10 protein-coding genes and 3 tRNA genes are annotated in these 14,036 nt (G+C 71.1%); 2 read left to right on the forward strand and 11 right to left on the reverse strand.

Going from position 1 to position 14,036, the window contains the following annotated elements; translation table 11 throughout:
- Positions 1 to 25: 25 nt before the first annotated feature.
- Entirely contained in the window at positions 26 to 1,372 is a 1,347-nt protein-coding gene (gltX, locus tag EU555_RS23040) for a glutamate--tRNA ligase (protein WP_135417558.1), read from the reverse strand.
- A gap of 101 nt (positions 1,373 to 1,473) precedes the next feature.
- Here gltX and EU555_RS23045 point away from each other — a divergent pair.
- A tRNA-Val gene (locus EU555_RS23045) sits at positions 1,474 to 1,548 on the forward strand.
- Positions 1,549 to 1,651: 103 nt separating this feature from the next.
- Positions 1,652 to 1,726, forward strand: a tRNA-Val gene (locus EU555_RS23050).
- Positions 1,727 to 1,833: 107 nt separating this feature from the next.
- On the opposite strand, the gene EU555_RS23055 is transcribed toward EU555_RS23050, so the two are convergent.
- The 10 genes from EU555_RS23055 to ydiJ all read right to left on the reverse strand — a co-directional run bounded on the left by EU555_RS23055 (position 1,834) and on the right by ydiJ (position 14,026).
- On the reverse strand, positions 1,834 to 2,706 hold the full coding sequence (locus EU555_RS23055) for an MBL fold metallo-hydrolase (protein ID WP_135417559.1): 873 nt from the start codon (positions 2,704 to 2,706) through the stop codon (positions 1,834 to 1,836).
- A 100-nt stretch (positions 2,707 to 2,806) separates the two neighbouring features.
- The gene (msrP, locus tag EU555_RS23060) at positions 2,807 to 3,781 is read right to left on the reverse strand and encodes a protein-methionine-sulfoxide reductase catalytic subunit MsrP (protein ID WP_135417560.1); all 975 of its coding nucleotides are present in this window, start codon (positions 3,779 to 3,781) and stop codon (positions 2,807 to 2,809) included.
- A 262-nt stretch (positions 3,782 to 4,043) separates the two neighbouring features.
- A tRNA-Arg gene (locus EU555_RS23065) sits at positions 4,044 to 4,120 on the reverse strand.
- A gap of 161 nt (positions 4,121 to 4,281) precedes the next feature.
- Positions 4,282 to 5,241 carry an amidohydrolase family protein gene (locus EU555_RS23070; protein WP_135417561.1) on the reverse strand — a complete coding sequence of 320 codons (960 nt, stop codon included), beginning with the start codon at positions 5,239 to 5,241 and terminating at the stop codon, positions 4,282 to 4,284.
- Between the two features lie 121 nt (positions 5,242 to 5,362).
- On the reverse strand, positions 5,363 to 6,298 hold the full coding sequence (locus tag EU555_RS23075; protein ID WP_135417562.1) for an amidohydrolase family protein: 936 nt from the start codon (positions 6,296 to 6,298) through the stop codon (positions 5,363 to 5,365).
- 8 nt (positions 6,299 to 6,306) lie between these two features.
- Positions 6,307 to 7,224, reverse strand: coding sequence for an SMP-30/gluconolactonase/LRE family protein (locus EU555_RS23080; protein WP_135417563.1), 918 nt, complete (start codon positions 7,222 to 7,224; stop codon positions 6,307 to 6,309).
- A 502-nt stretch (positions 7,225 to 7,726) separates the two neighbouring features.
- Positions 7,727 to 9,001 (reverse strand): MFS transporter, encoded by a 1,275-nt coding sequence (locus EU555_RS23085; RefSeq protein WP_135417593.1) that lies wholly within the window; start codon positions 8,999 to 9,001, stop codon positions 7,727 to 7,729.
- 80 nt (positions 9,002 to 9,081) lie between these two features.
- Complete coding sequence (locus EU555_RS23090) at positions 9,082 to 9,756, reverse strand: RraA family protein (RefSeq protein WP_135417564.1); 675 nt, start codon at positions 9,754 to 9,756, stop codon at positions 9,082 to 9,084.
- Between the two features lie 280 nt (positions 9,757 to 10,036).
- Positions 10,037 to 10,945 (reverse strand): DUF1932 domain-containing protein, encoded by a 909-nt coding sequence (locus EU555_RS23095; protein ID WP_135417565.1) that lies wholly within the window; start codon positions 10,943 to 10,945, stop codon positions 10,037 to 10,039.
- 15 nt (positions 10,946 to 10,960) lie between these two features.
- Positions 10,961 to 14,026: a D-2-hydroxyglutarate dehydrogenase YdiJ gene (ydiJ, locus tag EU555_RS23100; RefSeq protein ID WP_135417566.1), complete on the reverse strand. Its 3,066-nt coding sequence runs from the start codon at positions 14,024 to 14,026 to the stop codon at positions 10,961 to 10,963.
- Positions 14,027 to 14,036: the final 10 nt, after the last annotated feature.

Raw genomic sequence — 14,036 nt, forward strand, 5'->3', positions numbered from 1 at the left:
CAGCAATCCGGCAGACCGCCCACCCTCAAGCCGTCTCCCCACCCAGCCGCGCCAGCGCCCGCTCGCGCCCGATCAGCGGCAGCAGGCCGGCGAGGTCCGGCCCGTGATCGAGGCCCGTGAGGGCGAGGCGCAAGGGGAGGAACAGGGCCTTGCCCTTGAGGCCGGTCGCCGCGCGCGCCGCCTCCGTCACCCGCTTCCACGTGCCGGCGTCCCACGGCTCCGGCGGCAGCGCCGCGCGGGCGGCGGCGAGGAGGTCCGGGTTCTCGCAGGCCACCGGCGTCACCGGGCCCTGCACCACCCGCCACCATCCGGCGGCGTCCGACACCCGGGTCAGGTTCGCCCGCACCACCTCCCAGAAGGCCTGCCCCTGCTCGGGCGCGACCCCGAGGGCGGTGAGCCGCTCGGCCACGGCCGCGTAGGGCAGTCCGTGGACCACGCGGGCGTTGAGCCCGTCGAGCTCGTGCTCGTCGAACTTCGCCGGCGCCCGGGAGACGTGAGCGAGGTCGACGAGGGCGGCCAGCTCGTCGAGGTCCGCCACCGGCCGCACCGCCTCGGCCGAGCCGGTGAGCACCGCGAGGGCCGCGACGGCCATGGGCTCGTAGCCCGCCTCGCGTAAGCCCCGCAGGGAGAGGTGGCCGAGACGCTTCGACAGCCCCTCGCCGCTCGCCGTGGTGAGCAGGTTGTGGTGGGCGAAGACCGGCACCGGGGCGCCGAGGGCGGAGAAGATCTGGATCTGCACCGCCGTGTTGGTGACGTGGTCCTCGCCGCGGATCACGTGGGTGATGCCGGTCTCGGCGTCGTCGACCACCGAGGGCAGGGTGTAGAGGTAGCTGCCGTCCTCGCGGATCAGCACCGGGTCGGACAGGCTGTCGGCCTCGACGTGGCAGGGCCCGCGCACGAGGTCGTCCCAGGCGACGGTGCCGGGATCGAGGCGGAAGCGCCAATGCGGCCGGCGTCCCTCGGCCTCGAGAGCGGCCCGCTCCTCTGCGGTGAGCGTCAGGGCGGCGCGGTCGTAGACCGGCGGCAGGCCGCGCCCGAGCTGGCGCCGGCGCCGGCGCTCCAGCTCCTCCGCCGTCTCGTAGGCCGGGTAGAGCCGGCCCGCTGCCTTCAACCGCCCGGCCGCCGCGTCGTAGACCGCGAGGCGTTCGGATTGGCGAAACGTCCCGTCCGGCACGATGCCGAGCCAGGACAGGTCCTCCGCGATCGCCGCGGCAAACGCGGCCGTCGAGCGCGCCGTGTCGGTGTCGTCGAGGCGCAGCCAGAACCGCCCGCCCGTCCGCCGCGCGAACAGCGCGTTGAACAGGGCCGGCCGGGCATTGCCGATGTGGAGGAAGCCTGTGGGCGAGGGGGCGAAGCGAACGACGGGTGCCATGGCGGTCCTCTAGCCGATTTTCGCCGCCCCGACACCGCCCGACGCGAGCGCGACGAAGCGCCTTGACGCGCAAGCCCGCCCCGCCTAGAAGCCGGCTCACAGGGCGCGTAGCTCAGCGGGAGAGCATTCGCTTCACACGCGAAGGGTCACAGGTTCAATCCCTGTCGCGCCCACCACCCTTCTCGAGAACATTTGCTGGGCCGTGCGGCGTCACGCGGCCTCGCTCATCAGGTCCGGCCCGCGCTGCGCTTGCGCAACGCCCCGCACGAGGCCGGCTCAGGGCGCGTAGCTCAGCGGGAGAGCATTCGCTTCACACGCGAAGGGTCACAGGTTCAACCCCTGTCGCGCCCACCACCCCTCCGAACGCCTTCGTCGAGACCCGAAGGCTGCCCTGTGCCCGGAAGGGCATCGCCCCCTTCAAACAGGGGCCACGGGCGCGATGCCGGCGGCATCATGAGCGTTCAGGCAACCGGGTTCAGCTCCGCGACCGGCACCGGATAGGCGTGCGGCCGCCCGGCCAGCATCCCGTCGATGAGGGCCAGCACCTCCCCGCGCCCGACATTCGCCGCCTGCTCGAACGGCGTCCAGGTCTGGTGGAAGTCGAGGGCGGCGAAGACCGCGCGGTAGCGGGCGAGTTCGGCGTGGGTCAGCGGCACGCCGCGCACGAAGGCCTTGTGCGCCGAGATCGTCAGCGCCCGGCGCGGGTCGTCCGGGTCGAGCTCGAACTTCAGCGCATCGCCGCAGAACACGATGCCGCGGCGGCGGTCGTGCAGCACGGCGTGGCCGTCGAAATGGCCGGCGGTGCGGTGGAGCGTGAGCCCCGGCAGCGGTTCCAGGACGTCGTCGTACGGCCACGAGACCTGGAGCGCCGCGCTCCAGGCGAAGTCGGCCGCCGGCAGGCACAGCTCGGGGTCGAACCGGTCCTGAAGCTGGGGCAGCGCGCCATAGCTGTGGGGATGCGAGGCGGACAGGATCGTCATGCCGCCCAGGGACGCGATGTGGTCGAGCGCCGCCTCGCTGAAGACCGGGCACCCCTCGAAGCCCATGGTGCCGTCGGGCGTCACGATCAGGTAGGCGCTCGGCCCGATGCCGGTGACGGGCTCGTTCCAGAACTTCCACACCCCCGGCTCGACCTCGGCCCAGTGGCAGGGAAACGAGGCCTGCGCCTCCGCCACGCCGCGGAACCGCCAGCCCTCCTGCGGCACGACGTGCCGGGCGTCGAGGCAGAGCGGGCAGCTCGGCGGGGCCGCGAAATGGCGCTGCCAGAAGCCGCAATTGTCGCAGACGAAGGCGGGGAGAGCGAGGGCGCCCGCGAAGGGCAGGTAACCGGGCACGCGCGAGACCTATAGGCAGCCTTGGGGGTGCGCCGGATATAGGCGAGGCGGCACCGCCGTCGATGGCGGCGCCGGCGCGTCCGACGCGCCGGCGTCTTCGTCAGGCGAACAGGCGTTCCTTCTCGAGGCCCTTGTACAGCTCGGCGACCTGCGCGCCGTAGCCGTTGTAGATCAGCGTCGGCACCCGCTCGTCGGTGCCGAGCACCCGCTCGCTCGCCTGGCTCCAGCGCGGATGCGGCACCGCCGGGTTCACGTTGGCCCAGAACCCGTATTCCGACGCCTGCAGCCCCTCCCAGAAGGTCTTGGGCCGCTCCGCCGTGAAGGTGATGCGGTTGATCGACTTCACCGACTTGAAGCCGTACTTCCACGGCACGGCGAGGCGCAACGGCGCGCCGAACTGGTTGAGCAGCGGCTTGCCGTAGACGCCCGTCACCATGAAGGCGAGCTCGTTGTTGGCCTCGGCCAGCGTCAGCCCTTCCGTGTAGGGCCAGGGATAGAAGAACGCCCGCTGGCCCGGCGCCATCGCCTTGTCCAGGAAGGTCTGCATCTGGATGTACTTGGCGTCGCCGGTGGGCTTGGCGAGCGCCACCAGGGCGGAGAGCGGGAAGCCGGTCCACGGCACCGCCATCGACCACGCCTCGACGCAGCGGTGGCGGTAGAGCCGCTCCTCCAGCGCCATCTTGCGCACCAGGTCCTCGAAGGCGATCTCGAACGGCTTCTCGACCAGGCCGTCGATCTTGATCGACCAGGGCTGGACCTTCAGGGCGTTCGAGCCCGGCGTCACCGTCTTGTTGGTGCCGTACTCATAGAAGTTGTTGTAGTCGGCGCTGTAGCGCTCCGGCGTCACCGCGCGATCGAGGGTATAGGCCGGGTTCTGCCTGGCCGGGTAGAGGTCGGCGGTCTTGACCGCACCTGTCCCTTCCCCGGGGACGGCGGCGAGCGCCGGTCCGCCGGCGAGCGAGGCCGCCGCCATCCCGAGGCTGCCGCCCAGGAGCGCCCGGCGGTTGAGGAAGACCGATTCGGGCGTGGCGAGGCGCTCGGGCATCTCCCAGCCGCGCTTGACCTTGATGTGCATGGCTCGTCCCCTCGGGAGCAGCGATCTTGCAGCGGAGATCGGGGCGAACGACCGGCGGCGCAAGTCACGGTTCAGCGAGGCGGACGCGTCGGGTCCGGGGAGGCTTGGCGCGTCCCGGCCTGACCGTTCTTGCGGGCGCGATGCGCCTCGCATCCCCCGCCACCCGTCCGCATGGATCACCGGGCCCGGGACCGAAACTGTCCTCAGGCTGTCCTGAATGTGACTGCGGCGCGCAAGCTCTCAGCTAATCTACTGAGACTATTGGCGACCCCGGTAGGGCTCGAACCTACGACCTGCCGCTTAGAAGGCGGCTGCTCTATCCAGCTGAGCTACGGGGCCTGGGTGCCACGCGGGCTCAGAAGCCACGGGTTCGGGCCGGGGTCAAGCGATTCCGCCCCCACGCACTTTCCGCTTCGGTACGCCTGCGGACAGACCGGCGCTCCGGTCACCGACGGCAGCGGCTAGCCTCGTCGGCCGGACCCGCGGCGGGGGCTACCCGCTCACGCCGCCCCGAAACCGTAGAGCGTCGCCGGGTTGTCGACGAGGATCCGTCGGCGCGCGGCCTCGTCCGGGGCCCAGGCGGCCAGCAGGTCGAACAGGCCCGCATCGTCCGGCATGTGCTTCTCGCCGCGATGCGGCCAGTCGCTGCCCCAGACCATGCGCTCCGGCGCCGCCTGGGCAAACGCCTTCGCCACCGCGCTCGCATCGGGGTAGCCGGGCGGGCCGCTCACGGTGTTGAGGTAGGCGCCCGACAGCTTCATCCAGGTCCGGCCGCCATCGAGCAGCCGGCGGACCACCGGATAGGCGCGGTGGCTCACCCCCTGCGCCGGCGGCAGGCGGGCGAGGTGGTCGATGACCAGCGGCGTCGGCAGGCGCGCCAGCACCTCGGCGAGGTCGGCGATCTGGTCGCCGGTCATGTAGACCTGGACGTGCCAGCCGAGGGGATGGACCTTGCGGGCCATCGTCTCCAGCCGCTCCGCCGTGGTGACGCCCCAGGATTGCGGGGACACGAAGTTCACCCGGATGCCGACCGCGCCCTGCGCCGCCATCCGGCGGAGCTCGGCCTCCGAGATGTCGAGGTCGACCACCACCACGGCGCGGGCGGAGGCGCCGAACTGCGCGACGCCGTCGAGGGTGGCGCGGTTGTCGATGCCGTAGGTCGAGGGCGTCACCACGACGGTGCGGCTGGTGCCGATCCGCTTCTGGAACAGCCGGTAGGCCGCGACGTCGCTGTCGACCACCGGCTCGCCCTTCCAGTGCGGCGAGGCGGGAAATGCCTTCGAGAAGATGTGGATGTGGGAGTCGCAGGCGTTCGGCGGCACCGGGGTCGTCGGGGGCGCGGTGCCGGCCGAGAACGGGACGGCGTCCTGGGCAAGGGCGCGAGCGCCAGGCACGGAGATCGCCGCCAGGGCGCTGGCGGCCTTGAGGATGGTGCGGCGGGATGGCGTGTTCGGTGTCATGGGTGACCTCCCTGTTCGTGTCTGTATTGTCGTTTCACAATAAATTGCGCTTCCTCTCTCCCGTGTGGGAGAGGAGATCCCGCAACTTCATAAAGTCTGGTCAGACCTGCCGGACCGCACCTCAGAACCCGTACAGCCGCGCCGGATTCGCGACCAGGATCTTGGCCTGCAAGGCCGGATACGGTGCCCACTCGGCGAACAGGTCGAGGAGCCCGGCATCGTCGGGCTTCGCGTCCGCCGGCGAGGTCGGGTGCGGCCAGTCGGTCCCCCAGACCAGGCGCTCGGGGGCGAGCGCCACGAAGGCGCGGGCGAGCCGGCTGCGGTCGGCGTAAAGGGGCGGGCCGGATTTCGACAGGATATAGGCCCCGGTGAGCTTCACCCAGGCGCCCTTCGTCTCGATCAGGTCGGCGATCACCCGGAAGGCCGGATGATCGGGACCAGCGGGCTCCGGCAGGTGGCCCATGTGGTCGAACACCACCAGGACCGGCAGCCGCCGCAGCACGTCTTGCAGCTCGACGATCTTTTCGCCCTCCGAGACGAGCTGGATGTGCCAGCCGCGATCCGCGATTTTCTGGGCGACCGGCTCCAGGTCGGCGATCGGCGCGCCGCCCGGCAGGCGCGTGCCGAAGCGGACGCCCCGAATCCCGGCGGCGTCGAGGCGGCGCAGCTCGTCGGGCGTGACGCTGGCGTCGAGCATCGCGACGCCGCGGGCTTCCGGCCCGAAGGCCTGCAGCGCCTCGACGAGGAGCCGGTTGTCGGTGCCGTAGGTCGAGGGTTGCACCACGACGTGGCGGGAGAGCCCGAGCCGCCGCTGCAGGGCCCGGTAGTCGTCGACGCTCGCGTCCGGCGGCCGCAGGGTCGCGGCCGGCGCCGGGGGGAAGCGCGCGTCGTAGACGTGGTGGTGGCAATCGGTGGCGTTCGCCGGCACGGCGAGCGTGGGCCGCCCGGTGCCGCCGGACCAGCGCACGGCCTGCGCCGCCGCCGGACGAGCGCCTGTGGCGAGACCCAGCCCGGCGGCCAGGAGGGCGAGGTGGCCGCGCCGCGTCATCTCGGTCATCGTGGGCCTCAGGCGTGCGAGAACAGGAGCTGGCCCGGGGCCGGCATCGGCGCCGTCAGGATGCTCCCCGTGGCGGATTCGGTGATGAACAGGGTCGTTCGGTCCGGGCCGCCATACGCGACGTTGGTGGTCGAGTGGCCGGCGGGGGATGTCACCCGCAGCAGCGGCTCGGCGACCGGCGAGAGGCGCCAGATCGAGCCGAAGCCCGTATGAGCGACGATCAGGCAGCCCTCCTCGTCGAGGGCGATGCCGTCCGGCCCGCCCATCCCGCCGTGGAGCTGCGCGAACACCCCGACCTTCGAGACGAGGCCGCCCGGGTTGAGCGGGATGCGCCAGATCTGCTGCGCCCGCGTCACCGCCACGAACAGGTTCTTCATCGCGGTGTCGACCACGATGCCGTTCGGGCTCGGCACGGTGTCGATCAGGCAGGTCAGCTCGCCGGAGGGACGCAGCCGGTAGACCCGGCCGGTCGGGTCCTGGAGGCCGGTCTGGCCCTGGTCGGTGAAGTAGAGGTCGCCGTTTTGCGCGAAGGTGAGGTCGTTGACGCCCCGGAACCCTTCCGAGCCCGCCGTTTCGAGGACCGGCGTGACCGACCCGCTCTCCGGATCGAGCCGCATGATGCCGTTCTTGTAGCAGGTGATGAGGATGCGCCCGTCGGCGTGGATCTTCAGCCCGTTCGGCCAGCCGTCATACTCGGCGACGAGGTCCCAGGCCCCGTCCGGCGTGATCCGGAAGATGCGGCCGTGCGGGATGTCGGTGACGTAGAGCCGCCCGGCCCGGTCGAAGACCGGCCCCTCGAGGAAGCTGTCGATCGCCTCGCCGCCGCGATTGGCGTTGGCCCAGGCGGTGGGTTTGCGGACGCGGTAGCGGTCGGGCAGGCGCGTGAACACCTCGGCCGTAACGGAAGGCGGGGGAGCGAAGTACATCGGGGGCCTCGAAGAGTTTTTTGCAGACGATGCTGAGCGCCTGACGACCTGATTGACGACCGCGGCGTCATGCTGGGGCCGCGCAGCGGAGACCGTGATTCAGAAGCGCAAGACGTCCATAATAAAGCGGAACGCGCTCCACCCGCCCTGCACCATCTGTCATTCCAGGTCCCGGGCTCCGCTTTAGCAGCACCCGATGATCCTGTGGGATCGTGTTTGAGCGGGTTGATCTGCCGAAAAAAGCTGAAGGCGAGCATGAAATATCCTACCCCTCACCTCATCCTGAGGTGCGACCACAGGGAGCCTCGAAGGAGGGCTCCAGAAGCCGCTGCGATCCCTGGAGCCCTCCTTCGAGGCTCCTTTCACTCGCGATCTTCGATCGCCGGCACCTCAGGATGCGGTGAGAGGGTAGGACAATTCCACTCGTCTCAAATCTTGAAAAGAAAATCCCGCTCGAACAGGCTCTGAGGCGGAAGCGCGAGTGTGGATTATCTTTGGTCTGCTAGGCCGGCGCCGCCTCGGCCCGGACCGACCGGGCATGGGCGCGGCTGATCATCAGCACGCTCACCGCCGCCGCCGCGTCGAGGGCGGCCACCGGCAGCAGGCCGAGGGCGAAGCTGCCGGTGGCCTCCTTCACGAGGCCGACGACGTTCACCATCAGGCCGCCGCCGATCAGGTTGGCGATGGCGTTGATGCCGGCGAGCCCCGCCGCGAGCGTGCCGGCCGAGAGCCAGCCCGACGACAGGGCCCAGAACGGCCCCTTGAAGGCGTAGGCGCCGACGAGCGCGCAGGACACCGCCGCGATCGTCGGCACGATGCCGCCGGCGAGGTTGAGGTAGGCGAGGCCGAAGCCCGCGAGCAGCAGCGGGATCGCGGTGTGCCAGGTGCGCTCGGCCTGGCGGTCGGAGTGGCGGCCCCACAGGATCATCAGCACCGTGGCGATGCCGTACGGCACCGAGTTGACGAAGCCGGTCTGCAGGTTGGTGAGCCCGAACGACTTGATGATCTGCGGCTGCCACACCGACAGGGTGCTGCCGGTGGCGGACGCCCCGGCGCAGACGAGCGCCATGGTGAGGAAGTACCGGTTGCGGGCGAGCCCCCACAGGGAGATGTGGCCGACCGGCGTCTTGCCGGCCGCCTCCGCGGCGAGGCGCGCGACCAGCCACTCGCGCTGCGCGGGCGCGAGCCAGGTCGCGTCCTTCGGCTTGTCGGTCAGCACGAACAGGCAGGCGAAGCCGAGGAGCACGGTCGGCAGGCCCTCGAGCACGAACAGCCACTGCCAGCCCTTGAGCCCGAGGATGCCGTTGAGCTCGAGGAGCGAGACCGAGAGCGGCGAGCCCAGGAAGGTCGCGAGCGGGATCGAGACCGTGAAGGTGGCGAGCACCCGGGCCCGGTACCGGCTCGGCAGCCAGTAGGTCAGGTACAGGATCGCGCCCGGGAAGAACCCGGCCTCGGCCGCTCCCAGCACGAAGCGCATCGCGTAGAGCGAGTACGGCCCGGTCACGAGGGCCATCGCCATCGTGATCAGCCCCCAGGTGATCATGATCCGGGCGATCCAGCGGCGCGCCCCGACGCGCTGCAGCGCCAGGTTGCTCGGCACCTCGACCAGGAAGTAGGAGACGAAGAACAGGCTCGCGGCGAAGCCGAACATCGCCGGCGTCAGCCCGAGATCGTGGTTCATCTGCAGGGCCGCGAAGCCCACATTCACCCGGTCGAGCAGGGCGAAGAAGTAGCAGACCATCAGGAACGGCACGAGCCGGAGGATCACCCGGCGCATGGTGGTGGTCTCGAGGGTCTGCGGTGTGTCTCCGGTGGCGCTCACGTCCTGTCCTCCCGTCTCTCGTTAGGGTGTCACGGTCACAGGCCTTCGCAGCCGGCCTTCTCGAGGGCGCGCTCGACCCACGAGCGATCGACGGTGCGCGCCCTGATCGCCGCCATGGTCTTGGCCTCGCCCTGCTGCTTGGCGTTCGCGCTGGCGTAGACCGCCTCGACATGGTCGAAGGGCACGCAGACGATGCCGTCGTCGTCGCCGACGACGAGGTCGCCCGGCGCGATCACCATCCCGTCGAGGGCGACCGGCACGTTCACCTCGCCGGGCCCGTCCTTGTAGGGACCGCGATGGGTGATGCCGGCGGCGTAGACCGGCAGCGTGTTGGCGCGGATCCAGCCGGAATCGCGCATGGCGCCGTTCACGATCACCCCGGCGACGCCGATCTCCTGGGCATGGGCCAGCATCAATTCGCCCATCAGCGCGTTCGAGAGGTCGCCCCCCGCATCGACGACGATGACGTCGCCGGGCTTGGCGCGGTTGAGGGCGGCATGGATCATCAGGTTGTCGCCCGGCCGCGTCTTCACGGTGAGCGCGACGCCGCAGAGGACGCCGCCGGCATGGAGCGGGCGCAGGCGCGGCCCGCCATGGACCATCCGGCCCATCGAATCGCTGATGTTGGCGACCGCGATCGCCTTGAACTTCTCGACCGTGGCGGCGTCGACCGTACGGGTGCGGGGATGGATCTTGAAGCCGATCGGCATGGTGGGATCTTCCGAAGATGAGAGGGATCGAGTGACGATCGAGGCTTGCATTCTCGCAGATGAGGGTCTCGCCGCCGCGATCTCGGAAATACGCTACGTCATCCCGGGACCGCGTAGCGGAACCCGCGATCCATGACTGCCGACAGTGCAGAACGAAGCGTAATGCCGGCTGTTTTTATTTGATAACGTCAGCGCTCATGGATCCCGGGTTCCGTTGCGCGGCCCCGGGATGGCCAGGAGGGTATCAAGCTCGTCCAGGAATTCGGACGAAGCTTGAGGTTTACTTTCCCGCCTTGAGCCCGGCCTTCAGCTCCATCGCGTCCAGCGCCTCCTGGTAGGTGGCGGGCACGACGCCCTTGAAGTGGTCCTTCAGGCCGAGGCTCTCCTTCCAGCGCAGGCGCTGGGCGATGGCGCGGGCCATGATCGGCTCGACGCCGGAATCCGCCACGGCATCGGCCGACATCTCGAGTTCCTCCGCCCGGCGCTTGGCGTGGATGACGCCCGAGGGGGTGAGGCTCTGCACCGTGTCCATCCAGGGCCGGGCCAGGGTCTTTGAGGCGGAGGCCAGCACGATCTCGTCGATGCCGTACTGGCGGGCGGCGAGCAGCATCTCGTCGTGCAGGGCCTCGATGCCCTTGATCAGGACCGAGCGCAGGATCTTGATGCCTGACGCCGTGCCGAGCGCCGGACCCATGAAGGCGATCTGCATGCCCCAGGGCACCAGGAGGTCGCACACCCGCTCGCCGGCGGGGCCGCTCGACAGCATGCGCATGGAATAGCCGTGCAGCGGCGTGCCCTCGATCGCGCCGTCGCCGAGGAGGGCGCCGGTCGCCTCGAGCTTGGCGGCGACGCCCTGCTTCACCTTGGGGGTGGCGGAGGCGAAGTCGAGGAAGGTGTGGCGGCCGGAGAGCACCGGCGCGAAGGCCTCGGCGCTCTCGAGGGAGGCGGCGCCGGGCGTGACGCTGACGATCAGGTCTGCCGTCTCGGCGAGCTCGGCGTTCGAGCGCACCAGGGTGACGCCCGCCTGCCGCGCCCGGCCCTGGATCAGGTCGGCATACGGCCCGTCGAAGGCGTACTTGTCGTAGCAGGCGATCCGCTCGAGCCCGGCACCGCGCAGGCCCGCGCCGAGGGTGCTGCCGATCTCGCCGTAGCCGACGAGGCCGAGCCGGAATTGCGTGCGATCCGCCATGCTGTGCTCCTGGTGTCAGATGGGTTGGGGTCGGGGCGCCGCCGCTTCCGTGCGGGGCGCGGGGGTTTTCGTCGTCGCGAGATGGTCGCGCAGGATCTCGACCGGGTGCGGCAGCCGCACGCCGTCGACGAGCTTGACTTGCGAGCGGCAGGAATAGCCGTCGGCGAGGAGCCGGCCGTCCCTGCCTTTCCCGGCCACATGCGGGGCCCAGCTCAGGGCGTAGATCCGCTCGGAGGTCGCCCGGTTCTCGGCCTCGTGGCCGTAGGTGCCGGCCATGCCGCAGCAGCCGGAGGGCAGCACCGCGAGGCGCAGGCCGAAGGAGGCGAAGACCGTCGACCACGCCGCCACGGACGGCTGCGCGGTCGCGCGCTCGGTGCAGTGCGGCAGGAGCCAGTAGGGCTCGGCCTCCGGCTTCGCCGCGCCGTCGAGGCGGGAGGCGAGCCATTCCTGGACCAGCTGGACCCGCGGCAGGTCGCGCCACGGGAGGGCCTGGGCGTATTCCGACCGGTAGGTCAGGGTCATCGACGGGTCGACGCCGATCAGCGCCACGCCGGTGGCGGCGAGCCGGCCGAGATCCTCGGCATTCGCCGCCGCGATCCGCTCGAACGTCCCGAGGAAGCCGTGAACGTGCAGCGGCTTGCCGTTGGGGCGGTAGGGCGCGAGCCAGGGCCGGATCCCGAGCCCGATCAGCAGGTCGAGGAGGGCCAAGAGGACCGGCGTGTCGTAATGGCTGGTGAAGGCGTCCTGCACCACCACGACGCTCGCCAGGCGCTCGGGCGTCGGCAGCGCCGCGAGCGCGGCGGGATCGGCGATCGCCACGCCCCGGCGCGCGATCTCGCGCCCGAGGTCGAGGCCGGACAGGCGCGGCGCGTGGACGAGCCCGACCGCTCGCGCCAGGCCGAGCCCGGTGGCGGCGTTGACGAGGCGCGGCGCCCTGGCGAGCCAGGGGGCCAGCACCTCGAGCGCGGCGATGGCGTGGTGGCGCAGGGGCCGCAGGTAGCGGCCGTGGTAGAGTTCGAGGAACTTCGCCCGGAAGGTCGGCACGTCGACCTTGATCGGGCACAGGCCCGTGCAGGACTTGCAGGCGAGGCAGCCCGCCATCGCCTCGTGCACCTCGTGGGAGAAGTCCTCCCGCCACCGCAGGGTCGCGACGAGGCGGGCCGGGAACGCGCGCCAGCCCGGCCACGACTGCAAGCCGTGCGCCTCCGCGACGGGATCGTGGCCTTGCGCCGCGAGGCGGCGCAGCCACTCGCGCATCAGCTGGGCGCGGCCCTTGGGCGAGTGCCGGCGCTCGCGGGTGCCCTTCCAGGACGGGCACATCGCCTCGTCCGGGTCCCAGGAATAGCAGGCGCCGTTGCCGTTGCAGTGCAGGGCCTCGTCGTAGGCCGCCCGCACCGCGGCGGGGATCGCGCGGTCGCGCCCGCCCTTGGTCGGCACGCCGTCCACCGTGAGGAGCGCGCTCCCGGCAGGGGCCGCGATCTTGCCCGGGTTGAACTGGTTTCCCGGGTCGAAGGCGGCCTTCACCGCCTGGAGCGCCGGGTAGAGCGGGCCGAAGAACCGGGGCGAGAATTCGGAGCGCACGCCCTTGCCGTGCTCGCCCCACAGGAGCCCGCCATAGGCCTGCGTCAGCGCCACCACCTCCTCGGTGACCTCACGGACCAAGACCTCGGCGCCGGGCGCCTTCATGTCGATCGCCGGACGCACGTGCAGCACGCCGGCATCGACGTGGCCGAACATGCCGTAATCGAGGCCGCGCCGGTCGAGGGCGGAGCGGAACTCGGCGATGAAGTCGGCCAGCCGCTCCGGCGGGACGGCGGTGTCCTCCACGAAGGCGATCGGGCGTGCCTCGCCCTTCTGGTTGCCGAGCAGGCCCACCGCCTTCTTGCGCATGGTCCAGATCCGGCCGATCGCGGCCTCGTCGCGCGCGACCGTGTAGCCGCGCCGCCCGGCGACCGGCCCCGCCTCGTCGAGGGTCGTCGTCAGGCGGGCGAGGGCCGTCGCGACCTCGGCCTCGCTGGCGCCGACGAACTCGATGAGGTTGACGCCGCGCGCCCGCTCGCCGCCGTCGTCGGGGAAGAACGCCGCGACGCCGTCCCAGATCGGGTCGTTCTGGGCGAGGGCCAGCACCTTGGAATCGACGGTCTCGATCGAGGCCGCCCCGAACCGCACCAGGGCCTGCGCGTCGCGGAGCGCCGCGTCGAAGCTCGCGTAGCGCAGGTTGACGAGGGCCGCGTGGCTCGGCAGCGGCAGGACGTTCAGCGTCGCCTCGGCCAGGAATCCGAGCGTGCCTTCCGAGCCGCACAGGACCGCGTTGAGGTCGAAGCGCCCGTCCGCCCGGCGCAGATGGGCGAGGTCGTAGCCGGTGAGGCAGCGGTTGAGCGGCGGAAAGCGCTCGGCGATCAGGTCCGCATTCTCGCGCTGCACGTCGTCGAGGGCGCGGTGGATCGCGCCGGCCCGGTCGGGCCGGGCCTTCGCCTGCGCCAGCCCGGCCTCGTCGAGGGGCTCGGAGCGCCAGACCGTGCCGTCGGAGAGGATCGTGGTGAGCGACAGCACGTGGTCGCGGGTCTTGCCGTAGAGGCAGGAGCCCTGGCCGCAGGCGTCGGTGGAGATCATGCCGCCGATCGTGGCGCGGTTCGAGGTCGAGAGCTCGGGGGCGAAGAACAGCCCGTGGGGCTTCAACGCCGCGTTGAGCTGGTCCTTCACCACCCCGGCCTCGACCCGCGCGGTGCGGGTCTCCGGGTCGATCGCCAGGATGCGGTTCATGTGCCGCGACAGGTCGACCACCAGCCCGTCGGTGAGCGACTGCCCGTTGGTCCCGGTGCCGCCGCCCCGGGGCGCGATTTTGACGTCGGCGAAGCGCTCCTCGGCCAGGAGCCTGGCGATGCGCACGAGGTCGTCGAGGCCGCGCGGGAAGGCCACCGCCCGCGGGGCGACCTGGTAGATCGAGTTGTCGGTCGCCAGCACCGTCCGGTCGGCCGACCCGAGCGACAGGTCGCCGGAGAAGCCCCGCGCCCGCAGCTCGGCGCAGAAGACCGCGTAGAGCGACGTCGTCTCGGGCACGAGGGGAAGGCACGGGATCATGGCAGCGTAA

This window comes from Methylobacterium nonmethylotrophicum (assembly GCF_004745635.1).
GTDB classification, from domain to species: Bacteria; Pseudomonadota; Alphaproteobacteria; order Rhizobiales; family Beijerinckiaceae; genus Methylobacterium; species Methylobacterium nonmethylotrophicum.

Bases quoted from the DNA above. Each gene is read 5' to 3' on its own strand.
- gltX (WP_135417558.1), bottom strand. From the start codon at position 1,372: ATGGCACCCGTCGTTCGCTTCGCCCCCTCGCCCACAGGCTTCCTCCAC.
- msrP (WP_135417560.1), bottom strand. From the start codon at position 3,781: ATGCACATCAAGGTCAAGCGCGGCTGGGAGATGCCCGAGCGCCTCGCC.
- EU555_RS23070 (WP_135417561.1), bottom strand. From the start codon at position 5,241: ATGACACCGAACACGCCATCCCGCCGCACCATCCTCAAGGCCGCCAGC.
- EU555_RS23075 (WP_135417562.1), bottom strand. From the start codon at position 6,298: ATGACCGAGATGACGCGGCGCGGCCACCTCGCCCTCCTGGCCGCCGGG.
- EU555_RS23080 (WP_135417563.1), bottom strand. From the start codon at position 7,224: ATGTACTTCGCTCCCCCGCCTTCCGTTACGGCCGAGGTGTTCACGCGC.
- EU555_RS23085 (WP_135417593.1), bottom strand. From the start codon at position 9,001: ATGCGCCGGGTGATCCTCCGGCTCGTGCCGTTCCTGATGGTCTGCTAC.
- EU555_RS23090 (WP_135417564.1), bottom strand. From the start codon at position 9,756: ATGCCGATCGGCTTCAAGATCCATCCCCGCACCCGTACGGTCGACGCC.
- EU555_RS23095 (WP_135417565.1), bottom strand. From the start codon at position 10,945: ATGGCGGATCGCACGCAATTCCGGCTCGGCCTCGTCGGCTACGGCGAG.
- ydiJ (WP_135417566.1), bottom strand. From the start codon at position 14,026: ATGATCCCGTGCCTTCCCCTCGTGCCCGAGACGACGTCGCTCTACGCG.